We start from the raw sequence: 21,122 nt of genomic DNA on the forward strand, positions 1-21,122 counted from the left end.
TGGCTTGCCCACCCGCAGCGAAAGGCGCACACCATGCAGATCCAGGTCAACACGAGCAACGGCGTCGAGAACAAGGAAAAACTGGAACGATGGGCCGACGGCCAGCTGCGGCAGAGCCTCGTCCGCTTCGCCGACACGGTGACGCGCGTCGAGGTCCATCTCAGCGACGAGAACCACACCAAGGGCGGCGGCATGGACAAGCGCTGCGTGATGGAAGCGCGCCTTGCCCATCATGAGCCCCTGGCCGTGACCCAGCACGCCGCCAGCCTCGACGAGGCCTTCCGCGGCGCGTCGGACAAGCTCAGGCGATCGCTCGACAACGCGCTCGGCCGGCTCTACAACCATCGCGACCGCGATTCGATCCGCACGGGTGCCGAGGAGGCGGGCGACGAGGGGAACGCCCCTTGAGGCTCGCCAGGCAGGCGCCGCGCGCGTTCCAAGTAGCGGCGGCGCTGGCTTGGCTGCTGCTGGGCTGCGGCCTGGCGGGCGGCGCGTTCGCGGGCAGCATCAAAGGCAAGGTGATGATCGCCGGCCCCGCGCCCGCCGGCGCGAAGGTCCCGGTGACCATCGACCAGTACCTCTGCGGCCACGAGAAGCCTGCGGACGACCTGCAGGTTTCGTCCGCGCGCGAGATCCGCAACGCGGTCGTGTGGATCGAGAACGCGCCGGCCGAAGCCGCGCCCGCGGCCGCGCAGAAGGTGGAGGTGGACCAGAAGGGCTGCACCTTCGTGCCGCGCGTCGTGGTGGTGCCGGCGGGCGGCACGGTCGATTTCCTCAACAGCGACCGGCTTCTCCACAACATCCATGCGACGCCCAAGGCCAACGTGTCGTTCAACCGCACCCAGCCGATGGGCCGCACGATCCCGATCACCTTCGCGCAGCCGGAGATCGTCCGAATCAACTGCGACCTGCATTCGTGGATGACCGCCTGGGTGGTGGTGGCGGCGCACCGCTTCTATGCGGTCACGGGGCCGGACGGCGGCTTCTCCTTCGATGACCTGCCGCCGGGGCAATACAGGCTGCAGATCTGGCACGAACGGCTCGGCACCATGCCGGCGAACGTCACCGTGGGCGAGCAGCAACCGGCGCAGGTCAGTGTCGAGATGAAGATGCGCTGAAGCCCCTGCGATCGCGCGAACAGCCTCAGGGAACGACGGCGATCTTCTTCGACGCCTCCCAGGCGGCGGAATGCGTCGGCTCGGCGATCGCGCGCAGCAACCCGCCCTCGTCCAGCGCCACGGTGAAGGTCACCGTCGGCGCGGAATACACGGGATGCAGGTAGGCGCGCGCGATCTCCACCGAATCCTTGTACAGCGCGATGTAACGCACGAAATGCTCCTGCAGCGACGGGTGCATCGAATCGGCGCCGATGCTGACGGTCACGGTGAACCACGCGCCGCGCTTGACGCTGTCGGGCGCCGTGATCTTCGGCGTGTGCTTGCCGTCGAAGCCCTTGTGCAGTTCGCGGAACTCCGGTGTGAACTGCTGGGCCTGGTCTTCTTCGCCATGCGCGGCAACGCCCGCCCCGAGCCCCATCGCAACGGCCAGGGCCGCTGCGACCGCGCGAAGGCCAGAAATCCCGAGGAACCGGCTTTGCCGGGCCGCCGGGATTGCCCCCTGCAAGGGGGTACAGAGCCACACGAAGTGGGCGAGGCTGGGGGTGTTCATAGATCCGGGAGAAATTGCTTGACCATCTTCAGCAGCTCGCTCGGGCTGTAAGGCTTGGCCATGTAGCTCGATGCGCCGGCCTGCATCGCCTTGTCGCGATCACCACTCAATGCATACGACGTGATGACGATCACCGGGATGTGGCGCGTATCCGCTTCCGTGGTCAGCAGCTTCGTCGCATCGAGGCCCGACATCTTCGGCAGCTGCACGTCCATCAGGATCAGGTCGGGCAGTTCGCTGCGCGCGAGCGCCACACCGGTTTCGCCATCGGCCGCCTCGTACAGCTTGCAGGCCGACCGGCTGAGCAGCTGCCGGACGATCTTGCGGTTGTACTCGTTGTCCTCGACGTAGAGGATCTTGCGTTCGCTCATTTGACAACCTCCGTGCGTTGCACTGCGGTGCGAGCCCCCTTCGGAACGGCCGGGCGGGGGCTGGCAACCTCCGTGCGTTGCACTGCGGTGCGAGCCCCCTTCGGAGCGGCCGGGCGGAGGCTCATCGCGATGCCCCGCCCGCGCGCAGGGGCACGGAAAACCGGAAGGTCGAGCCCTTCCCCAGTTCGCTTTCGACCCAGATGCGGCCGCCGAGGCGCTCCACGAACTTCTTCGAAATGCTCAGGCCGAGGCCGGTTCCACCGAACTCGCGCGTGATGGTGGTGTCCACCTGCCTGAACTCGGTGAAGATGTTCTCGAGCTCGTCCTGCGCGATGCCGATGCCGGTGTCGGAGACGCTGTAGATCAGCTCGTCGCCCGCGAGTTCGACGGCGATGTCCACCCTGCCCTTGCGGGTGAACTTCAGCGCATTGCCCGCGAGGTTGGTGAGGCACTGCGTGAGCCGCCCGCTGTCGCCGTAGGCCGTGGGCAGGTCGTCCGGCACATGCGCATCGAACGCCAGCCCCTTCTCGGCGGCGATCGATCGCAACGCGGTGCGCACCGTGTGGACCACGTCGCTCACCACGTACTCCTCGAGCGCGAGATCCATGCGCCCGGCCTCGATCTTCGAGAGATCGAGCACGTCGTTGATGAGGCGCAGCAGATTGCGCCCGTTCACCTGGATGTCCGCCAGCGGCTCCTTCAGCTCGGAGGGCACGTCGCCGTAGATGCCGTCCATCATCATCTCGCTGAACCCGAGGATCGCGTTCATCGGGGTGCGCAGTTCGTGGCTCATGTTCGCGAGGAACTCCGACTTGGCCTTGCTCGCGCTGGACAACTGCTCGTTGAGGTCGACGAGCTCGGCGGCAGCCTGCCGCTGCGACTGGTCGAAGCGCTGCAGCTGCTGGCTCATGTGATTCATCCGGTCGGCGAGCACACCGAACTCGTCACGGTTGGGCACCGAGATTTTGCGCCCGAAGTTGCCAGCCGCGACATCGTCGAGGAACACGTGCGCGGCGCGCACCGGCAGGATGAAGGACCACGAGATCACGAACCCGCACAGCCATGCGAGCAGCACCGCGCTCACCGCGAAGACCGAGGTCAGGATCAGCGATCGGCGGTTCGCCGCGCTCACGCTCTCGCGCAGGCGACCCATGCGGTCCTGCTCGGCCTCCACGAGCTGGCCCATGTAGAGCGCGATCTGCTCGTCGAGCCGCTCCTGGCGCCGGAGCAGATCGGACGCGATGGGCTCCAGGTTGCCGTCGCGGATTGCATTCGCGATGTCGGCCACCACGCCCATGGCATCGTCCTGCGAGGCACGGATGCGGTCGATCAGGCCCTTCTGCCCCGAACCGGTCGCGGTGTCGAGCCTGGCCAGCGATTCATTGAATCGGTTGTTCTCGCGCAGGATGCGCTCGATCGCCGCCTCGTCCTTCGAGAGCATCGCGAGCGCCGTGAAGTGCATCTGACGGTCGAGCGCGTGCTGGCTCTGCTGCGACCAGTTGACCCGCTCGTGCGCCTCGTCGAGCAGGCGGCTCTGTTCGGTGGTGTTGACGAGCATCATCAGGCTGGCCACCACCATCGCGATGAACAGCAGCGTGATGATCAGGAAAGCGAGCAGCAGCTTGGTGTGCACGGAGGCGCGAACGCCCGCCACCCTTTGCACCAGCCCGGAGAAGGGTGACCGCTTCAATACCCGCGTGACAAGCTGCTCGAGTTGGATGCCGGGCTCCCTCAATCGGTCGAAGGGCTCTCCCTCTGCAGCGGATGGTCGGCGACATCCCGGCCAGCGTCAAGATTGCGCCGGCCGCGCTCACCGCGCGCGCCGGCCTCAGCCCCGGCGCGAGTTCGCCATCGCCTTGCCCACTTCGTTGCTGCCCTGCGCCGCGCCGCTTTGCGGAACGATCTCGCCGCTGCGGTCCGTCACTTCAGCGAGACGCTCCGCAAGCTGCTCGGGCGCATCGGCGCCGAAGCCGATCCATGCGCCCTGCGTGAGCGTGATGTGCGCGGCCTCGAAGACGCCGGCACCTGCGCAGAGGATCTGGCGGGTGGGCGCATCCTGTGCGGCAAGCACCAGCATCGCCGGCACCACCGCCTCGGGCTTGAGCGCATCGAGCACTTCCTGCGGCATCAGGTCCTCGGTCATGCGCGTGGCCGCCGTCGGGGCCAGGCAGTTGACGCGGATGTCGTTCCTGGCGCCTTCGAGGCTCAGGGTCTGCATGAGGCCCACCAGCGCAAGCTTGGCGGCGCCGTAGTTGCTCTGCCCGAAGTTGCCGTACAGGCCCGAGGACGACGTCGTCATCACGATGCGGCCGTACTTCTGCTCGTTCATGATCGGCCAGACGGCCTTGGTGCAATGCACCGCCCCCATGAGGTGGACATCCATCACGAGGCGGAAATCGGCGAGGTCCATCTTGGCGAAGCTCTTGTCGCGCAGGATGCCGGCGTTGTTCACCAGGATGTCGACGCGGCCCCAGGCGTCGAGCGCCTGCCGCACCATGGCCTGCACCGCCTCGAAGTCCGTCACCGAGGCGCCGTTGGCGATCGCCTCGCCGCCCGCGGCCTTGATCTCGTCGACCACGGCCTGCGCCGCGCTCGCGGAGCCGCCGGAGCCGTCGCGCGCACCGCCGAGGTCGTTGACCAGAACCTTGGCGCCGCGCGCCGCGAGGGCCAGCGCATGCTGGCGGCCCAGACCGTTGCCAGCGCCCGTGACGATGGCGACGCGGCCCTTGAAATCGAGATTGCTCATGCTGGAAATGCTTTCGGAGGAAGTCGTTGACGCGGTGCGTTTTACCCCAGAAAGCGGACGGCCCGGCCCGGTGACATCCCCGGCTCAGTCGTGTGTGTGACTCAATCGCTCGCAGTAGTCCAGCAGCTGTTCGATCTCGGCCGACTTGTCGAAGAAGGCGTCGGCGCCCAGGGCCTTGGAGCGGGCACGCATGTCCGGCGTGGCGTAGTTGCTCAACACCACCACCTTCTGGTCCGCGCGCCGCTGCCGGCAGGCGTCGATCACGCCGAGCCCGTTGCCCTGGCCCAGGAACAGGTCGACGATGGCGACGTCCCAGGCGTCACGGTGCCCCTCTAGCCAGCGGACCGCCTCGTCCTCGCCGCTCGCGTGGGCGACCACCACGGCGTCGGCGATGTCCTCGAGGAACCCGGTCAGGTTCTCGCGAATGACGGGGTTGTCTTCGACCAGATAGGTCTTGAAGGGCATGGCATGCATGGGCAGTCGGTTGTAGAGGGTGGCGGTTCCACCGCCTTGATGGCGATCTTCCCCACCGCATGCCGCAACCGGGTGAGCCTTGGCGGCCAATTCGGGTAGGCAGGAACCTACCCAGCCATGACGGCCGTGGCGCTCAGAGCGCCGCGCTCTGGCTCACCGGCCCGGTCGCCAATTCCGGCCAATGGTTCTTGAAGCCGAGTCGGGCAGGCGACACGTACTGTTCACGGTAGATCTCGAACGGCATGGTGTCGCTGGCCTCGATCCGCTTCTGCTCGTCCAGCGATTCACGCGTGAGGCGCTCGAATCCGGCCCGCTGTTCGGCCGGGAACGGCAGGGCCAGCAGGGTTTCGCGCGTCTGTGCGGACTGCGCGCGCACGAAGCTCACGAAGGAATCGTTGTGCGACGCCTTCATCGCCGCCAGCACGCGGGCGGAAGGCAGGGTCGAAGGGTCCTTCAGTGCCGCAGCAGCGGCCTGGACCGCCTCGCCATGCCTGGAGCCACCGTATGCCGCATCGAGCGCGTCGGCGACCGGCGCGAACTCCTGGAGCAGTTCGGCACCCCAGTCGGCGAGCAGCACCGGCTGTGCGGCGCGGCGCAACTGCAGGCCCGGTTCGCGGCCGCGCGCGGCGGTAAGGTGCTGGTTGTGCGCGAGATCGGCGATCTCCTCGCGCGTATCCGGCGGGCTGTCGGTCAGCAGGCAATGCAGCAGGAACACATCGAGGAAGCGCATGGTCTGCGCATTGATGCCGACCGTCTCGAACGGGTCGAGGTCCATGAGCCGCACTTCGACGTATTCCACCCCGCGCTCGCGCAGCGCATGCAGCGGACGCTCGCCAGGGTAGATCACGCGCTTGGGACGGATGGTCCCGTAGAACTCGTTCTCGATCTGCAGCAGCGTGGTGGCGAGCTGGTTGTAGTCGCCGCCGAGGTTGCGGATGCCGATCGCTTCGTAGGCAGGCCAGGGGCGAGTCAGCGCGTCCTGCAGCGAGGCGGCATAGCCGTCGAGGCTGTTGTAGCTCACCGCGAGCGATGCCTGCGCTTCGCTCTGGTAGCCCAGGCGGCCCATGCGCAGCGAGGTGCCGTGGGGCATGTGCATGCTGCCTTCGCCGAGCGGCAGCAGCTCGTGCGGCCGGCCGTCGACGAAGCTCGAACACAAGGCCGGCGAGGCGCCGAACAGGTACAGGAGCAGGAAGGCATGGCGGCGGAAGTTGCGGATCAGCGCGAAGTACTGCTCGCTGGACACCTCCGGCAGCGACCAGTTGTAGTGGATGCCCGAGATGGTCTGCATGCGGCGGCCGTAGCGATGGCTCAGGCCCATGCGATAGACGCTCTTGGCACGGCCGACGTTGGAGGAACCGTAGCGCCCGATCGGGATGGTTTCATCGGTCGGCAGGCCACAGGGCATGCTCGACACCCAGAGGCGCTCGTCGCCGGCTTCATCCATCACGTGATAGGTGAACTGGTGGATCTGCACCAGTTCCTGGAGCACCGTCTCGACGTCCTTGTGCGCGCCGGTGATCAGCTCGACCTGCGACTCGCTGAAATCGGTGGTGATGTGCGGATGCGTCAATGCCGATCCCAGGGCGCCCGGATGCGGCGTCAGTGCGAGCTTGCCATCGGGCTGGGCACGCAGGCTTTCCTTCTCGACCCCCCGCCGCACGCCCCTCAGCCGCGCAGCCGAGAGCGCTTCGATGCGCTCCTTCAAATTATTCATATGGATATGACCCATCTTTTTTCGTGGGGCAGGAAGGTAGCACGCCGAAAAGACTGTTGCTGGCCGCGGACGGTTGTCCCCGGCGCCGGCGGCTCAATTCGCCGGCAACCCACATGAATGCGTGGCCGGATGCTAGGCCCTGTTCACACAGGCGCTATGCGAGCACCTTCAGCAGATAGCGGTTGAGGTCGGCGATTTCCTCCATGCAGACGGAATGTTCCATGGGGTATTCATGCCATTCGACCTGGAAGCCCAGGGCCGCCAGCGCATCGCGGCTCTGGACCGCGCGGGCGATCGTGATCACGCCGTCGCGCGTGCCGTGGGCCTGGAAGATCGGCGTCCCCTGGTTGGCGGGATGGCGCTCGGCGGCGACGGTCTGCGCCACCGGCAGATAGCCCGAGAGGCCGACGATGCCCGCGAGCCGCTCGGGATGGCGCAGCGCGGTCATGAAAGTCAACGCGCAGCCCTGCGAAAAACCGGCGATCACGATGCGGCCGGCCGGTATGCCGCGCGCCTTTTCATTGGCGATCAGCGCCTCGATGGCGGCCTGCGAGCGCCGCAGCCCCGCCTCGTCTTCCGGGTTGCCCGGACCGAGGATGTCGTACCAGGCCGGCATGCGGTAGCCGCCATTGATGGTGACCGGAATCACCGGCGCGTTGGGGAACACGAAACGTACCGGGCCCACCGGCGACAGGTCGAGCTCGTTGGCGATCGGCACGAAGTCGTTGCCGTCGGCGCCGAGGCCGTGCATGAGGATGATGGCGGCCTTGGGATTCGGGCCGGTTTCGATTTCGATCGGTGGGAGTGACATGGCCCCGACGTTACCGCAGAACAGCCTGTATCAGAACGTGCGCGACTCCGGCCTCGGGGACCGGCCAGGCCGGGGGCGCGCCTACTGCGCGAGCTCGCGGCACTTCTGCAGGTTGGTGTCGAAGCGCTGCTGCATTCCCGGTTCGCAGGCGGCTGCGGTGGTCATGATGCGGCACATGCCGACGACGAGGAAATCCGACACCGCGTCGGTGCACATCGGGTAGCGCGCGAGCTGCGGGTTGTCGCGCACCTTGAAGCCCCACTGGTCCGAGAAATCGAGCATGCGCGACATCGCGCTCTCGAAGTAGTCGCGATCGCGCTCCTTGATCGCGTTTTCCATCTGCGGCAGTTCGACGTTCAGGAAGCGCATCGCGGCACCTGGGAATTCGCGTGCGTCCTGGGCGAGCGCGCCGGACGCGGACAGGGCCAGCAGCAGCGGCGCAATGGCGCGCGCGGTGAACGGAAGGACGCGGTGGCGGACAAATTCCATGGGCTTTCGTGTGTGACGTCAGGTGGCAGCTGCCGCGCCCTCGCGGTCCGCGACAACCCCCTATTTGAACCGAAAGCCGGCCCCCTACCAGCTCAGGCGCACGCCGACCGAGCCCTGCACCGACGACTTCACCCGCGCATCGCCACCGACGTCGAAGACATGCCCGACTTCGCCGTACAGCGTGGTCGATGGCGACAGGGCCAGCGTGGCGCCGCCGGCCACTTCGGCCGAGGTGTAGCCGGTGGCGCTGGCGATCGGCGTGCTCGCCGCGGGGGCGATGAACGTCGCCACGTCGGTGCCGGAACCCGCGCGGTACAGGTTCACCCGGCCGTAGGGCTGCAGGCGGCCGGCGCTGGTCGCGAAGTCGCCCTTGACGCGAACGCCGAGGCGGCCGATCCAGCCGCTGTCGGCATCCTGGCGCACCGAGGCGCCGCTGATGAGCACGTTGTCGAAGCTACTGCGCTGCCAGGCGAGTTGGGCCTGCGGCTCGATGGTCCAGCGCTCGGTCAGCGCGAAGGCCTTGCCCGTCTCGATCGATGCCGTGAGGCTGTCGGCCTTGCCCGAGGCGCTCGGGTTCAGGTCCGGGCGCACCGTGTAGCGATGGCTGCCGCCCTGTAGCACCGCATCGGCGTACCAGCCGCTGCCGTCCATCCAGGTCGCATAGCCGCCGACGTAGCGCGACTGCAGATCGTTGTTGCCGACGCGGCCGATGGTGCCGCGCGCATTGCCGCCCACGTCGGCGCCGCCGTCAAGGTAGCCCACGTAGATGCCGCCGCGCCAGTTGCCCGCCACGAACAGGTCGGTTCCCGCCTGCAGGCCGCTGACGTGGCCCTTGCTGGCGGCGTCGGCCACGCCGTCCTGGTGGATGTCGAGATCGGCATAGACAGCGCGCGCCCAGGCCTGGCGGCCCGCGTCCCCCGAGCCCGCGACCGCCGCGGACGGTGCGGCTTCGTCGCCCACGCGGCGATGCAGGTTGCCGAGCATCGCGAAGTCCGCCTGGCGCAGTTGCGCCGGCAGCGCGGCGAAGAGGGGCACTTCCGCGCGATAGGCAGGCAGCGTCGGGACGGGCGTCGTCGCCGTCGGCAGCTTCGGGATCGTCTCGGGGTTGGCGGGCGGCGTGACCGGCACATCGGTGCGCAAATACCAGTTCTCGCCCGCACCCTGGGCATCGGCCGCGTAGAGCCGGTACTCGAAGGCGCCGGCATCGACATGGCCATTGGCCAGCGTGAAGGCGCTCTTCGTGGTCTGCGCGGTGGTCGTCGCGCCATCCTGCGCGCTCACCACTTCGATGCCGTTGCCGTTGGTCTGCGCGCCGAGGCCGCCGAGATTGCTGATCCGGATCGTGGTGGTGCCGCTCGCGCTCGCGGCGGGGCCGTTCAGCACCAGCCGGTCGCTCAGGCTGTTGCTGCCGCCGAGCACCGTGCCCAGGCTGAGCACGCCGTTCTGGCCGACGTAGGCGCCGTTGACCGTCAGCGTGCTGCCCGGCACGGCGCTCAGCAGGCTCACCGTGCCCGCGTTCCGGAGCGACGCGACGGTCTGGTTGAAGCCGGCGGTGTCGAGCGTCGCGCTCGCCGCGACCACATGCGCCGAGCCCGCGCTGAAGGTGTCGGCCGCGCCGGCTTTCAGCGTGCCGGCACTGACCGTGGTCGTGCCGGTGATCGCCTGCGCCTTCGCAAGGGTCAGCGTGCCGGCGCCGGTCTTTTCGAGGCCGCCGGTGCCGCTCAGCAGCCCGCTGTACGTCGCATCCGTCGGCTGCGCGAAACGCACGAGGCCGTTGTCCGTCACGGCCAGCGGCGCGAACTCGGCGGGGGTCTGCAATGTGCCGGCCGGATCGACCGTCATGCTGCCGGTGTAGTTGCTGGTGTCCGTCGCGAGCACCAGCGTGCCGCCGGCGACGCGCGCACTGGTAAAGCCCGAATCCTGCAGCGAGATGCCCAGGTTCCAGCTGCCGCTGTCGTTCTTCACCAGCGACTGGAAGTTCGAGATCGCGTGGTTGAAGGTGGCCGTGCCGGTGCCGTTGAGCGTCAGCAGGTTGTGGCCGGCGCCGCCGTTGATGGCCCCGGAGATCGTGCCGTGCTCGTACAGGTTGAGCGTGTCGTCGCCGTCGGCGAAGTTCAGCGAACCGAGGATCTGCCCCTTGTTCGTGAAGTTGAGCGCCATCGTCCCGGCGACACCGATGATGTTGCCGTTGGTGCCGTCCTTGTAGCGGATCACGCCGGTGTCGCCATTGACCACGGTGTTGCCGCCGCTCGTCGATTGGAACCATATCGCCCCGCCCCCGGCCTGCGAGTCGATGGTCCCGTTGTTGATGATGGTGTTGCCGGCGCCGATCGGATTGACCGCCTCCGCGTCGCCTGCCGTGCCCCTGGAGAGCACCTGTGCGCCCTGCTCGATCGTCAGCGTGTTGTTGTGCAGGAACTCCACCGTGTTGGCGCCGGTGCCGTACAGGCCGTTGGTCAGGCCGACCGCGTTGTTCTCGACCGTCGCGCCGCTGCGCACGGTGATGCTGCCGTTGCTCAGCAGACTGATCGCCGGGTCGCCGCCGGTGCTGATGACCGCGTTCTGCTTCACGTCGACCGTCGTTCCCGGGGCGGTGCCGTAACCCGAGCCGATCGTGGCGGTCTGGGCTCCCCCGCCGCTCGTGCAGACGTAGTCAGTGCCCGTCAGCGAGCAGGCGGCCGACGCCGCGCCAGAAAGCACGAGCAGCGCCGTTCCGGTGGAAACGGCCCGGCCGGTCGATTTGCCGGCGGTCGCGGCCAGTTCGGAGGCCACTGCCCACGTTTGTTGCGACGAATTCCAAACCACCCTGAAAACGCGATTCACGAGCTTGTGCTCCCTTCGACGGACCCGAACGATGAAAATGAATACTTACGACTGTAATGCTCTTGTATTCATTTCCGTTGGGAGAAAGTCACGGAATCGGTGCGTAATCGCAGTTTTGCAACGAAAACGTTACAAAACTAAGCTGGATCTCAGTGCTGTCCGCCCCGGATCGGTGCATAGCCGGCCGAGGCAGCGGCGGCCGTAAACTCGGCCGATGCCCTCCCGACCGAACCGAGCACCGCGCATGATCGAACGCGGCATCCTGTGCATCCTGATCGGCGCGGCGGTGCTGATTTCGCCGCATTTCCTGGATTCGCCCACGTGGCGCGAGACGATCGGCGGTGCCTATCTGGTCGGCTGGTTCGCCCTGGTGCTGGGGGTGGCCCTGGTGGTGGTGGATCTGGTCGGGCGCGTCCGTTCCGGCGGACGGCGCTGAACGCGGCGGCGCTTCAGCGCCGCAGGCGAAGCCGCCTGAAGCCCTCGACCGCCGCCAACACGACCGCGCCCGCGATCACGCCGACGCCTGCGTTGCCGACCTGCGAGGCCAGCGGGCCCCATGCCTCGATCGCATGCCCGACAGCCGGCACGCCATGCACGAGGATGCCCCCGCCGACGAGGAACATCGCGACCGTGCCGAGAACGGACAGCGCCTTCATGAGCCAAGGCGCCGCGTCGACCATCGCGCGGCCCAGCGCCTGTACCGCGGCGTTGTCGCGCTGGCTGAGATAGAAGCCCATGTCGTCGAGCCGCACGATGCCGGCGACCAGGCCGTAGACGCCGATGGTCATCACGATCGCGATGCCCGCCAGCACGGTGAGCTGCGTGAGGAATGGCTGACCCTGCACCGTGCCGAGCGTGATCGCGATGATCTCGGCGGACAGGATGAAATCGGTGCGCACCGCACCCTTGACCTTGGCCTTCTCCGCCGCGACGAGGTCGATCGCCTCGTTGGCGACCGCCTGCTCGTGGCGTTGCGTCTCGATCGCGTGCTCGGCCTTGTGCAGGAAGCGGTGCGCGAGCTTCTCGAAGCCCTCGAAGCACAGGAACGCGCCGCCCACCATCAGGAGCGGCGTGACCAGCCACGGCAGCCAGGTGCCGATGAGCAGGGCCGCCGGCACCAGGATCGCCTTGTTGACGAACGATCCCTTGCACACCGCCCAGACCACCGGCAGCTCGCGGCTGGCGCGCACGCCGGCGACCTGCTGCGCATTCAGCGCGAGATCGTCGCCGAGCACCCCGGCCGTCTTCTTGGCCGCCACCTTGGTGAGCACCGACACATCGTCGAGCACCGTCGCGATGTCATCGAGAAGCAGCAGGAGGCTGGTGGCCATCTCTTGTTGATCGACCTATCGATTTGGGGAGCCCCAGGCCAAACCCCGGTCGGGGGTGGGCGGCCACACGAAGTGGGCAAGACTGGGGGCGAGCTCAAACATTTCGCTTCAAGCGGATTTCCTCGATCTTCACCGTCCCGATCGCGGTGGTCTTGGCGGTCTTCATCTCGCGCTTGAAGCCGGCGAGTTCGCAGAAGCGGATCGCGCGGTCGTTGCGCAGCGGCACCCAGATGGTGACGACGGTGCAGCCCTCTTCCTCGAGGCCCTCGCGCGCGGCGTCCCACAGCGCGACGCCGAGGCCCTTGTCCCAATGCTCGGGCTTGACGTAGAGCGACCAGATCTCGCCAGTGGTGGACGGCGTCTTGGGGTCGCGCGAACGGTCGAAGCCGACGAAGCCGACCACTTCGCCGCCGAGCTCGACCACATGCACCTGCGGTTCGGCGTATTCGATCGCCTCGCGCCACTTGGCCTCGCGGGTGGCGGGCGTCAGTGCGCGCAGCTGGTCGTCGGGGAGGATGCCCGCGTAAGCAGCCTGTGCGGAGGCGGCGTGGACTTCGGCGACGGCCTTGGCGTCGCGCAGGGTGGCGGGGCGAACTTCGAAATCGGACATGAATGCAGGGAGAGAAACGAACGGTAAAGGGGCGTATTGTCGCTGCCGATGAAAGCGATCGTTCAACCCGGCGGTTTCCACTTCGAGATCGAAGCCGACCGCACCCTCCTCCAGTCCGCCGAAGCCGGCGGCATCGAGCTGCCGAGCTCGTGCCGCAACGGCACCTGCCGCACCTGCCTGTGCAAGCTGGTGTCGGGCCGGATCCGCTATCGCATCGAATGGCCCGGCGTCAGCGCAGAGGAAAAGGCCGAGGGCTGGATCCTGCCCTGCGTGGCCGAGCCGGAGGGCGACGTCACGCTCGACGTCCCCTACGCCTTCGCGGTGTTCTAGGCCTCGTGGGCCTTCGCGAGCCGGTCGCGCTGCGCCAGCGACGGGAACAGCCGGAACCAGCACGCCGCCACCAGCACCGTGCCGATCCCGCCGGCCACCACCGAGCCGACCGGACCGAGCAGCGCGGCGGTCGCCCCGGACTCGAATTCGCCCAGCTGGTTGCTCGCGCCGATGAAGATCGAGTTCACCGCGCTCACCCGGCCGCGCATGGCATCCGGCGTTTCGAGTTGCACCAGCGTCTGGCGGATCACCACGTTGACCATGTCCGCGCCGCCCGACACCGCGAGCGCAACCAGCGACACGGCGAAAGTGCGCGAGAGGCCGAAGACGATCATGCACACGCCGAACATCGCCACCGCCAGCAGCAGCGTGCGGCCGATGCGACGCTCGACCGGGTGGCGCGTGAGATAGATCGACATGACCAGCGCGCCCACCGCCGGCGCGCCGCGCAGCAGCCCGAGGCCCCACGGACCGGTGTGGAGGATGTCCTTGGCATAGATCGGCAGCAGCGCCACCGCGCCGCCGAGCAGCACCGCGAACAGATCGAGCGACACTGCGCCGAGCACCGGCTTGCGCTTCCAGATGAACTCGACGCCAGCCAGCAGCGTCTTCGCGGTCACGGGCTCGCGCGGCGTGATCGTGAAGCTGTACTTCAGTTGCACCACGAGCGCGGACGCAAGCACGAAGAAGAGCAAGGCCGCGCCGTACACCACGCCCATGCCGGCCACGAACAGCATGCCGCCGAGCGCCGGCCCGCCGATGATCGCGCCCTGCATGCCGGCGGAGCTGAACGCCATCGCACGCGGCAGCATCATCGGCGACACCAGCAGCGGCGTCAGCGCCTGCTGGGCCGGCATCTGGAACGCACGCACCCCGCCGAGCACCAGCGAGAGCCCCAGCAGCAGCGCACGCGAACCCTCGCCACCCTGGACCGAGAGAAGAAGCACGAGCGCGACCGCGCCCTGCACCGCGAAACAGGCCGCGACGATGCGGCCGCGATGATGGTTGTCGACCACGTGCCCCGCCCACAGTGCCAGCAGCAGCGCCGGCACGAACTGGTAGAGCCCGACGAGCCCCAGGTCCCACGCACTGTGCGTGAGGTCGTACATGTGCCAGCCGATCGCCACCAGGAGCATCTGGCTCGCCGCCGTGCCGCACAGGCGCGCGAACCACAATCGCATGAAGGGCCGTTCGCGCGTCAGGTCTGAAAAGCTGGAACTTCGATCGGGAGCGGCGGCGACGGACATTCGGTCGAGGATAGCCGAGCGAGGTCTTCTAGACTCGGTGCCCGATGACTGACCTGCACGTGGTCCACGAAGACCCTCACCTGCTCGTGCTCGACAAGCCCGCGGGCCTGCTGTGCGTGCCCGGTCGGGGCGAGGACAAGCAGGACTGCCTCAGCGCACGCGCGCAGCGGCGCTGGCCCGATGCGCTCGTCGTGCACCGGCTCGACATGGCGACCAGCGGCCTCGTGCTGATGGCGCGCAGCCTCTCGATGCAGCGCGCGCTGGGCGATCTGTTCGCCGGCCGGCAGGTGAACAAGCGCTACGAAGCCATCGTCGACGGATCGATGCCCGTGCGCGAAGAATGGTCCCTGATCGACGCGCCATTGATGGCCGACTGGCCGCGTCGCCCACTGCAGAAGATCGATGCCGCGGGCAAACCGAGCCAGACGCGCTGGCGCGTGAAGGCATTGCTGCCCGAGCGCAACGCCACGCATGTGTGGCTGGAACCGCTCACCGGTCGCAGCCACCAGCTTCGGGTGCACCTGCTGTCGATCGGACATCCGATCCTCGGCGATGCGCTCTATGGCACCGACGACGTGCGCGAGCGCGCACCAAGGCTGCTGCTGCATGCGACGCTGCTCGAATTCGCGCACCCGGCCGACGGGCGCGTGTGCCGTTTCGAGAGTGCGCCGCCCTTCGATGCAGCCTGACTAGAGCGGTCCCTTCACCACAAGCACCGGGCACTTCGCATCCTGCAGCACGCGCTGGGTGACGCTGCCGAGCAGCAGTTTCTCGATGCCCGTGCGCCCGTGCGAGCCCATCACGATGAGGTCCGCGCCGACGGCGATCGCGGTGTCGACGATGCCTTCGTGCACCACATGGCCGTCGATCACGCGCTGGTCGCTGTGCAGGCCTTCGGCCGCCAGTGCGGCGACGCCGCGCGCGAGCGCCGCATTGGCGCTGCTGGTGGCGGCGGCGAGGTATTCGTTCTGGCCGAGCGCGTAGTCCGCGCCCACCCCGATGAACGGATAGTTATCCACCACATGGATGAGCGTGATGCGACTGCCGAAAGCAAGTGCCAGCCCGCTGGCCTTGCTGACCGCCAGCATCGAGGTTTCGGAACCGTCGATGGGCACCAGGATGTGATTGAACATGGCAGACCTCTTGATCGAAGCGTACAGACTCCAGGTTCGCGGGCGAACCGGCCCCGAATGTACATCCAAGGCAAGGCGTGCGGATGTAGGACGTCTACGGTCCGCCGGGAGCTTCACTCGCCCTGGAATTCGCCTGCGCGGCAAGTCACGACGAGCGTGTCGCGCCAGCCTCCTTCGCCTTCGATCAGCGGCTGGATGGGCGTCGATTCGTGGATCACGCGCGCGTCGTCGAGCAAGAGCAGCGACCACGGTTCCGTCAACGTGAAGCGCTCGCCGCGCCGGCCGGCGGCCTCGAAGACGCGCGTCTCGCCGCCCTTGATGTTGTGCCGGCCGACGAGCGCGACCGCCACGAGGTCCACGCCATCGCGATGGGCGCCTTCGGGCGTCGGGCGACCGATGCCGTCGGCGGTGTCGATGCGGAACTGGTGCGCCTCGACGTACCAGCGCTGCGCGCCGCGCAGGCCGCTCGCCGCATCCGCGAGCGCATGCATCAGCCGCTGCCACACGGGCTGCGCCACGGTGGCTTCCTGCATCGGTGCGAACCAGCGCTGCATGCCGCCGTGCAGCGCGTTGTACTCGACCGGCTGCCAGTGCGCACGATGCGGCACCTGCACGAGTTCGGCGCCATCGACGGTGAAGCAGGCATGCCGCCGCGTGCGGTAGCGGCCGCCGTCCTTCAGGTAGTCGTCGGGCGGCAGGTTGAACCAGTCGGCGTGCAAGGCGTCGAGTTCCGAAAGCGGCACGCCGAGCCACTCGGACACACCCTCCGGACTCAGCACGGCATAGCCGTCCTGGCGCAAGGTGGGGACGAGCCGATCCGGAGGTGTGAAGGGTGGGCTGAAGGCCGCGCTCACTCGGTCACCTTCACGCCCTTCCAGAAGGCGACGCGGTCGCGAACCATCTCGGCTTCGGGCTTCGGGTCCGCGTAGTACCAGACCGCGTCGGGATTGAGCTCGCCGTTGACCAGCAGAGAGTAGTAGCTCGCAGTGCCCTTCCAGGGGCAGGTGGTCTTGTGGTTGCTGAAGCTCACGTGCTCGCGATTGAGCGATGCGGCCGGAAAGTAGTGATTTCCTTCGACGAGCACGGTGTCGTCGCTTTCGGCGAGGGTGACGCCGTTCCAGGTTGCTTTCATGGGGGTGACTCCAAGGCGCGATGCGCGCCACTTACATCGACGAAAGTAGCACATCGCGGGCAAGCCAAGTCGGCGAGGGGTTCGAGGGCGGCCGACGCCGGGATCCTGCCGGCTCACTCCGGCTGCGCATCCAGCACCTCCACGCGGCGGCGCCCGCGCTCGTCGTGCAGCATGTACAGCCCGGAGCCGACCAGCAGCGCGATCCCGACCCATGCCGACAGGGCCGGCACTTCGTCCCAGATCGTGTAGCCGAGGAGCGTGGCGAAGAGCACCGCCGTATAGCGGAACGGCGCCGTCAGCGACACCTCCCCCGCGCGCATGCATTGCACCAGGAGGAAGTATCCCGACGCGAGAAACGCCGCCGCCACGCCCAGCAGGCCCAGCTCGCGCAGTGCGAACGGCTTCCAGCCGCTCGCCAGCGTCAGCGCGCCGGACAGCAAGGTCACCGACAACGCGGTCGCCAGCGTGATGATGATCGACGGGATCGAGGAATCGATGCGCCGCGTCATCAGGTCGCGGGTGGCGTGGAACAGCGTGCCGAGCAGGCACAGCAGCGCCCAGGCGTTCAAGCCTTCTGCGCTGGGCCGTACGATGCACACCACGCCCGCGAACCCCAGGACCACGGCGATCCAGCGCGCCCGGCTCGCGCGCTCTCCGAGGAACAGCACCGCGAACACCGTCATGAAGAGCGGTGCCGCGAGGTTGATGGCCGTCGCGTTGGCGATCGGTAGCTGGAACAGCGACAGCAGGTACAGCATCGTCGCGCACGCATCGACCGCACCGCGAAGCGCCACGCGCGGATGCAGCACCGCACCCACCTGCCGCAGCGCGCCCAACCGGTACGCGACCAGCAGCACGAGCACCGTGGCGATCACGCCCCGCACGAAGATGAGCTGTGCCGAAGGCAGCGACTGGCTGACGTGCTTGACCGTCGCATCGTTGAACACGAAGCAGCCCATGGCGCCGACCATCGTGGCGATGGCACGGCCGTTGGCGTGTGACGAAGACCGGGAAGCGAGAGGCTGCGAAGTCATGGAGGCGGAAGGTGTCGAGGCATGCGCGCGAACCGCGCCGGGAGCGCCGATCATGCCTCGGCGCGAACCGACACCTGACGGCGGCGGCGTGCCGCGCCTTGCCTGGGCAGTCTGTATCGGCGTGAAACGTTCCTTCCCCGCACGGCGCGCGCATCCCCACAATGGCCTCCCCTCGCAACGACGGAGCGACCATGAAGACGATGAAGGCTGCAGTGGTGCACGAGTTCGGCAAGCCGCTGAAGATCGAGGAGGTGCCGGTGCCGGAGGTCACGCCGGGCCAGGTCCTGGTGAAGGTGGCCGCCTCGGGCGTCTGCCACACCGACCTGCACGCCGCCGAAGGCGACTGGCCGGTCAAGCCCTCGCTGCCCTTCATTCCCGGCCACGAGGGTGTGGGCCATGTGGCCGCCGTGGGCGCCGGGGTCAGGCACGTGAAGGAAGGCGACCGCGTCGGCGTCCCGTGGCTGCACACGTCCTGCGGTCATTGCGAGCACTGCATCACCGGCTGGGAGACGCTGTGCGATTCGCAGCAGATGACCGGCTACACGGTCAATGGCGGCTACGCGGAATACGTGCTGGCCGACCCGGGCTACGTGGGCCACCTGCCCGCCAACATCGGCTTCTCCGCGATCGCGCCGATCCTGTGCGCGGGCGTCACCGTCTACAAGGGACTCAAGATGCTCGATTGCGCGCCGGGCAACTGGGTGGCGATCTCCGGCGTGGGCGGCCTCGGGCATCTGGCGGTGCAATATGCCAAGGCGATGGGCTTCCACGTGGCGGCGGTGGATGTGGACGACGCCAAGCTCCAGTTGGCGCAGGAAGTCGGCGCCGACATGGTGGTGAACGCCGCCAAGGACGATCCGGTGAAGCGGCTGCAGCGCGAGCTCAAGGGCGCACACGGCGTGCTGGTGACGGCCGTCGCGCGCAGCGCCTTCGCGCAGGGCCTGGGCATGCTCCACAAGCGCGGCACCATGTCGATGGTTGGCCTGCCGCCGGGCGACTTCGGGCTGCCGATCTTCGATGTGGTTCTCAATGCCAAGACCGTGCGCGGATCGATCGTCGGCACGCGCAAGGATCTGCAGGAAGCACTGGCCTTCGCCGGCGAAGGCAAGGTGCACACCGTGTTCACCGAAGACCGGATCGAGAACATCAATCCGATCCTCGACCGGATGCGGGAAGGCAGCATCGAAGGCCGGGTGGTGATGCGCCTGACCGACGAGTCCTGACCTTCCCACGGCGGCCAAGGACCAGGATCGCCGCATGACGCCCGATGGCTGGCTCTGGGGCACCGTGGCCACGGACGTGGCGGTGGCTTCGTACGCCGATGGCGACGCACTGGCGGCGCGCCAGAGGCAGCGGCTTGCGCGACTGCTCGCCTCCGCGAAGGAACGATCGCCGTTCTATGGCCGCGTGCTGCAAGACTGCGACTGCGACCATGTCCGCCTCGGCGACCTGCCGGTCGTCCACAAGGCCGAGCTGATGCATCACTTCGACGAGTGGGTCGCCGATCCGGCGATCCGCCTGGGCGAGTTGCGCCGCTTCGTGGCCGACCCGCGCCGCATCGCCGAGCCCTACCTCGGCAGCTATGTCGTCTGGGAAAGCTCCGGCAGCAGCGGCGAGCCCGGCATCTTCGTCCAGGACGATCTCTCGCTGGCCGTCTTCGACGCGCTCGAGGCGATACGCCGGCCGATGCTGCGTCCGGCACGGCGGCTGTTCGACCCGTGGGGCTGGGGCGAGCAGATCGCCTTCGTCGGCGCGACCGGCGGCCACTTCGCGAGCACGGTGTCGATCGAGCGGCTCCGGCGGCTCAATCCTGCGCTCGCGCAGCGCGTGCGCTGCATTTCGTTCATGCAGCCGGTGGAAGCGATGGTCGCGGCGATCGATGCGATGGCCCCGAGCGTCATCGCGACCTATCCCAGCGCCGCCGTCCTGCTGGCCGAAGAGCGCCAGCATGGACGCATGCGCACGGTGCCTCGCGAGGTGTGGACCGGCGGAGAGAACCTGGATCCCGCCATGCGCGCGTTCATCCGGCAGGCTTTCCATTGCGCGGTGGCCGACAGCTACGGCGCCTCCGAGTTCCTGTCCCTTGCGTTCGAATGCGAGCGGGGCTCCCTCCACCTCAACAGCGACTGGGCCATCCTCGAAACCGTGGATGAGCGCCAGCGTCCGGTGCCGCGCGGCGAGCCCGGCGCGACGGTGCTGCTGACCAACCTGGCCAACCACCTGCAGCCGCTGATCCGCTACGACCTCGGCGACCGGGTGACCTTGCGCGCGCGGGACTGCGCATGCGGTTCGCGACTTCCGGTCATCGAAGTGGAAGGCCGCTGCGAAGACACGCTTCGCATCGAGGGCGACGGCGCCGCTTCGGTCCAGCTGCTTCCGCTCGCGTTGAGCACGGCGATCGAGGATGGCGCCGGCCTCTTCGATTTCCAGCTGGTGCAGCAGGGACCGCGCGAGCTGCTGATGCGCACCGGACTGCAGGGCGGCGAGGGAGAGCAGGCGCTGCGCAAGGCGCACCGCGCGCTCTGCGATTTCCTGCGCTCGCAGGGCGTCACGGGCGTGCAGATCGAATGCCGCGCGGGCGAGCCCGGCCTTGCCGGCCGCAGCGGCAAGGTGCCGCGGGTGGTCGCTGCGGGCGCCGTCTCTGCGCTCACGGCGCCCTGAGAAGCGCGGGGTTCAGCCCCGGCGCGCCGCCTCGATGGTCGCGATGTCGATCTTGCGCATCTGCATCATGGCTTCGAACGCCCGCTTGGCCGCCGCCGGATCCGGGTCGGAGACGGCATCGATCAGCACGCGAGGCGTGATCTGCCACGACAGGCCCCACTTGTCCTTGCACCAGCCGCAGGCGCTCTCCTGTCCACCGTTGCCGACGATCGCATTCCACAACCGATCGGTCTCGGCCTGGTCATCGGTCGCGACCTGGAACGAGAAGGCCTCGCTGTGCTTGAACGCCGGCCCCCCGTTCAGGCCGATGCACGGAATGCCCATGACGGTGAACTCCACCGTCAGCACATTCCCCTGCTTGCCGGAGGGATAGTCGCCCGGCGCATGGTGCACGGCCTTCACGGCGCTGTCAGGAAATGTCTTTGCGTAGAACTCGGCGGCTTCCAGGGCAGTGCCGTCGTACCAGAGGCAGATCGTGTTCTTGCTGGCCAATTGGGTTCTCCTGTTCAAACTCGGATCACGGACAACGGGAATCGACGATTCTTCGT

24 protein-coding genes are annotated in these 21,122 nt (G+C 67.9%); 7 read left to right on the plus strand and 17 right to left on the minus strand.

Annotated features, from left to right (window positions below):
• Positions 1 to 33: 33 nt before the first annotated feature.
• Positions 34 to 408, plus strand: coding sequence for an HPF/RaiA family ribosome-associated protein (locus WKW77_RS03820; protein WP_340355477.1), 375 nt, complete (start codon positions 34 to 36; stop codon positions 406 to 408).
• Positions 405 to 1,118 (plus strand): carboxypeptidase regulatory-like domain-containing protein, encoded by a 714-nt coding sequence (locus WKW77_RS03825; RefSeq protein ID WP_340355478.1) that lies wholly within the window; start codon positions 405 to 407, stop codon positions 1,116 to 1,118. Before WKW77_RS03820 ends, WKW77_RS03825 begins: the two co-directional genes overlap by 4 nt.
• 25 nt (positions 1,119 to 1,143) lie before the next feature.
• On the opposite strand, the gene WKW77_RS03830 is transcribed toward WKW77_RS03825, so the two are convergent.
• The 9 genes from WKW77_RS03830 to WKW77_RS03870 form a co-directional block, all read right to left on the minus strand.
• Complete coding sequence (locus WKW77_RS03830) at positions 1,144 to 1,668, minus strand: desulfoferrodoxin family protein (protein WP_340355479.1); 525 nt, start codon at positions 1,666 to 1,668, stop codon at positions 1,144 to 1,146.
• Complete coding sequence (locus WKW77_RS03835; RefSeq protein ID WP_340355480.1) at positions 1,665 to 2,039, minus strand: response regulator; 375 nt, start codon at positions 2,037 to 2,039, stop codon at positions 1,665 to 1,667. Before WKW77_RS03835 ends, WKW77_RS03830 begins: the two co-directional genes overlap by 4 nt.
• 121 nt (positions 2,040 to 2,160) lie before the next feature.
• Complete coding sequence (locus WKW77_RS03840; protein ID WP_340355481.1) at positions 2,161 to 3,672, minus strand: sensor histidine kinase; 1,512 nt, start codon at positions 3,670 to 3,672, stop codon at positions 2,161 to 2,163.
• 195 nt (positions 3,673 to 3,867) lie between these two features.
• Positions 3,868 to 4,785 carry an SDR family oxidoreductase gene (locus tag WKW77_RS03845; protein ID WP_340355482.1) on the minus strand — a complete coding sequence of 306 codons (918 nt, stop codon included), beginning with the start codon at positions 4,783 to 4,785 and terminating at the stop codon, positions 3,868 to 3,870.
• Between the two features lie 84 nt (positions 4,786 to 4,869).
• Entirely contained in the window at positions 4,870 to 5,250 is a 381-nt protein-coding gene (locus WKW77_RS03850; RefSeq protein ID WP_340355601.1) for a response regulator, read from the minus strand.
• A gap of 142 nt (positions 5,251 to 5,392) precedes the next feature.
• On the minus strand, positions 5,393 to 6,973 hold the full coding sequence (gshA, locus tag WKW77_RS03855; RefSeq protein ID WP_340355483.1) for a glutamate--cysteine ligase: 1,581 nt from the start codon (positions 6,971 to 6,973) through the stop codon (positions 5,393 to 5,395).
• A gap of 154 nt (positions 6,974 to 7,127) precedes the next feature.
• Complete coding sequence (locus tag WKW77_RS03860) at positions 7,128 to 7,784, minus strand: alpha/beta hydrolase (protein ID WP_340355484.1); 657 nt, start codon at positions 7,782 to 7,784, stop codon at positions 7,128 to 7,130.
• 81 nt (positions 7,785 to 7,865) lie between these two features.
• Positions 7,866 to 8,273 carry a hypothetical protein gene (locus WKW77_RS03865; RefSeq protein ID WP_340355485.1) on the minus strand — a complete coding sequence of 136 codons (408 nt, stop codon included), beginning with the start codon at positions 8,271 to 8,273 and terminating at the stop codon, positions 7,866 to 7,868.
• A gap of 84 nt (positions 8,274 to 8,357) precedes the next feature.
• The gene (locus tag WKW77_RS03870) at positions 8,358 to 11,096 is read right to left on the minus strand and encodes an autotransporter outer membrane beta-barrel domain-containing protein (RefSeq protein WP_340355486.1); all 2,739 of its coding nucleotides are present in this window, start codon (positions 11,094 to 11,096) and stop codon (positions 8,358 to 8,360) included.
• A 244-nt stretch (positions 11,097 to 11,340) separates the two neighbouring features.
• On the opposite strand from WKW77_RS03870, the gene WKW77_RS03875 reads away from it, so the two are divergent.
• Complete coding sequence (locus WKW77_RS03875) at positions 11,341 to 11,532, plus strand: hypothetical protein (protein ID WP_340355487.1); 192 nt, start codon at positions 11,341 to 11,343, stop codon at positions 11,530 to 11,532.
• Between the two features lie 13 nt (positions 11,533 to 11,545).
• Here WKW77_RS03875 and WKW77_RS03880 read toward each other — a convergent pair whose 3' ends face one another.
• Together WKW77_RS03880 and WKW77_RS03885 are read right to left on the minus strand one after the other, a co-directional pair.
• On the minus strand, positions 11,546 to 12,427 hold the full coding sequence (locus WKW77_RS03880; RefSeq protein ID WP_340355488.1) for a DUF808 domain-containing protein: 882 nt from the start codon (positions 12,425 to 12,427) through the stop codon (positions 11,546 to 11,548).
• A gap of 94 nt (positions 12,428 to 12,521) precedes the next feature.
• On the minus strand, positions 12,522 to 13,037 hold the full coding sequence (locus WKW77_RS03885; protein WP_340355489.1) for a GNAT family N-acetyltransferase: 516 nt from the start codon (positions 13,035 to 13,037) through the stop codon (positions 12,522 to 12,524).
• 48 nt (positions 13,038 to 13,085) lie between these two features.
• Between WKW77_RS03885 and WKW77_RS03890 the strand changes: the two genes are divergently transcribed.
• On the plus strand, positions 13,086 to 13,367 hold the full coding sequence (locus tag WKW77_RS03890; protein ID WP_340355490.1) for a 2Fe-2S iron-sulfur cluster-binding protein: 282 nt from the start codon (positions 13,086 to 13,088) through the stop codon (positions 13,365 to 13,367).
• Here WKW77_RS03890 and WKW77_RS03895 read toward each other — a convergent pair.
• Positions 13,364 to 14,548: an MFS transporter gene (locus WKW77_RS03895; protein ID WP_422823113.1), complete on the minus strand. Its 1,185-nt coding sequence runs from the start codon at positions 14,546 to 14,548 to the stop codon at positions 13,364 to 13,366. The two genes, WKW77_RS03890 and WKW77_RS03895, sit on opposite strands and share 4 nt — an antisense overlap.
• A gap of 110 nt (positions 14,549 to 14,658) precedes the next feature.
• On the opposite strand from WKW77_RS03895, the gene WKW77_RS03900 reads away from it, so the two are divergent.
• A complete protein-coding gene (locus WKW77_RS03900; protein WP_340355492.1) occupies positions 14,659 to 15,303 on the plus strand; it encodes an RluA family pseudouridine synthase in 645 nt (214 codons plus the stop codon).
• On the opposite strand, the gene WKW77_RS03905 is transcribed toward WKW77_RS03900, so the two are convergent.
• The 4 genes from WKW77_RS03905 to WKW77_RS03920 form a co-directional block, all read right to left on the minus strand.
• On the minus strand, positions 15,304 to 15,747 hold the full coding sequence (locus WKW77_RS03905) for a universal stress protein (protein ID WP_340355493.1): 444 nt from the start codon (positions 15,745 to 15,747) through the stop codon (positions 15,304 to 15,306).
• A 113-nt stretch (positions 15,748 to 15,860) separates the two neighbouring features.
• Positions 15,861 to 16,601 (minus strand): 2OG-Fe dioxygenase family protein, encoded by a 741-nt coding sequence (locus WKW77_RS03910; RefSeq protein WP_340355494.1) that lies wholly within the window; start codon positions 16,599 to 16,601, stop codon positions 15,861 to 15,863.
• A complete protein-coding gene (locus tag WKW77_RS03915) occupies positions 16,598 to 16,879 on the minus strand; it encodes a DUF427 domain-containing protein (protein WP_093160121.1) in 282 nt (93 codons plus the stop codon). Before WKW77_RS03915 ends, WKW77_RS03910 begins: the two co-directional genes overlap by 4 nt.
• A 113-nt stretch (positions 16,880 to 16,992) precedes the next feature.
• Positions 16,993 to 17,913, minus strand: coding sequence for a DMT family transporter (locus tag WKW77_RS03920; protein ID WP_340355495.1), 921 nt, complete (start codon positions 17,911 to 17,913; stop codon positions 16,993 to 16,995).
• A gap of 191 nt (positions 17,914 to 18,104) precedes the next feature.
• On the opposite strand from WKW77_RS03920, the gene adhP reads away from it, so the two are divergent.
• Both adhP and WKW77_RS03930 read left to right on the plus strand, forming a co-directional pair.
• Positions 18,105 to 19,136: an alcohol dehydrogenase AdhP gene (gene adhP, locus WKW77_RS03925; RefSeq protein ID WP_340355496.1), complete on the plus strand. Its 1,032-nt coding sequence runs from the start codon at positions 18,105 to 18,107 to the stop codon at positions 19,134 to 19,136.
• 34 nt (positions 19,137 to 19,170) lie between these two features.
• Positions 19,171 to 20,574: a phenylacetate--CoA ligase family protein gene (locus WKW77_RS03930; RefSeq protein WP_340355497.1), complete on the plus strand. Its 1,404-nt coding sequence runs from the start codon at positions 19,171 to 19,173 to the stop codon at positions 20,572 to 20,574.
• A gap of 12 nt (positions 20,575 to 20,586) precedes the next feature.
• Here the strand turns inward: WKW77_RS03930 and WKW77_RS03935 are convergent, their stop codons facing one another.
• Positions 20,587 to 21,066, minus strand: coding sequence for a VOC family protein (locus WKW77_RS03935; protein WP_340355498.1), 480 nt, complete (start codon positions 21,064 to 21,066; stop codon positions 20,587 to 20,589).
• Between the last annotated feature and the right edge of the window lie 56 nt (positions 21,067 to 21,122).

Origin of the sequence: Variovorax ureilyticus (assembly GCF_037889935.1) — a bacterium.
GTDB lineage: Bacteria > Pseudomonadota > Gammaproteobacteria > Burkholderiales > Burkholderiaceae_C > Variovorax > Variovorax ureilyticus.

Bases quoted from the DNA above. Each gene is read 5' to 3' on its own strand.
- WKW77_RS03820 (WP_340355477.1), top strand. From the start codon at position 34: ATGCAGATCCAGGTCAACACGAGCAACGGCGTCGAGAACAAGGAAAAA.
- WKW77_RS03830 (WP_340355479.1), bottom strand. From the start codon at position 1,668: ATGAACACCCCCAGCCTCGCCCACTTCGTGTGGCTCTGTACCCCCTTG.
- WKW77_RS03835 (WP_340355480.1), bottom strand. From the start codon at position 2,039: ATGAGCGAACGCAAGATCCTCTACGTCGAGGACAACGAGTACAACCGC.
- WKW77_RS03845 (WP_340355482.1), bottom strand. From the start codon at position 4,785: ATGAGCAATCTCGATTTCAAGGGCCGCGTCGCCATCGTCACGGGCGCT.
- WKW77_RS03850 (WP_340355601.1), bottom strand. From the start codon at position 5,250: ATGCCCTTCAAGACCTATCTGGTCGAAGACAACCCCGTCATTCGCGAG.
- gshA (WP_340355483.1), bottom strand. From the start codon at position 6,973: ATGAATAATTTGAAGGAGCGCATCGAAGCGCTCTCGGCTGCGCGGCTG.
- WKW77_RS03860 (WP_340355484.1), bottom strand. From the start codon at position 7,784: ATGTCACTCCCACCGATCGAAATCGAAACCGGCCCGAATCCCAAGGCC.
- WKW77_RS03865 (WP_340355485.1), bottom strand. From the start codon at position 8,273: ATGGAATTTGTCCGCCACCGCGTCCTTCCGTTCACCGCGCGCGCCATT.
- WKW77_RS03875 (WP_340355487.1), top strand. From the start codon at position 11,341: ATGATCGAACGCGGCATCCTGTGCATCCTGATCGGCGCGGCGGTGCTG.
- WKW77_RS03880 (WP_340355488.1), bottom strand. From the start codon at position 12,427: ATGGCCACCAGCCTCCTGCTGCTTCTCGATGACATCGCGACGGTGCTC.
- WKW77_RS03885 (WP_340355489.1), bottom strand. From the start codon at position 13,037: ATGTCCGATTTCGAAGTTCGCCCCGCCACCCTGCGCGACGCCAAGGCC.
- WKW77_RS03890 (WP_340355490.1), top strand. From the start codon at position 13,086: ATGAAAGCGATCGTTCAACCCGGCGGTTTCCACTTCGAGATCGAAGCC.
- WKW77_RS03895 (WP_422823113.1), bottom strand. From the start codon at position 14,548: ATGCGATTGTGGTTCGCGCGCCTGTGCGGCACGGCGGCGAGCCAGATG.
- WKW77_RS03900 (WP_340355492.1), top strand. From the start codon at position 14,659: ATGACTGACCTGCACGTGGTCCACGAAGACCCTCACCTGCTCGTGCTC.
- WKW77_RS03905 (WP_340355493.1), bottom strand. From the start codon at position 15,747: ATGTTCAATCACATCCTGGTGCCCATCGACGGTTCCGAAACCTCGATG.
- WKW77_RS03915 (WP_093160121.1), bottom strand. From the start codon at position 16,879: ATGAAAGCAACCTGGAACGGCGTCACCCTCGCCGAAAGCGACGACACC.
- WKW77_RS03920 (WP_340355495.1), bottom strand. From the start codon at position 17,913: ATGACTTCGCAGCCTCTCGCTTCCCGGTCTTCGTCACACGCCAACGGC.
- adhP (WP_340355496.1), top strand. From the start codon at position 18,105: ATGAAGACGATGAAGGCTGCAGTGGTGCACGAGTTCGGCAAGCCGCTG.
- WKW77_RS03930 (WP_340355497.1), top strand. From the start codon at position 19,171: ATGACGCCCGATGGCTGGCTCTGGGGCACCGTGGCCACGGACGTGGCG.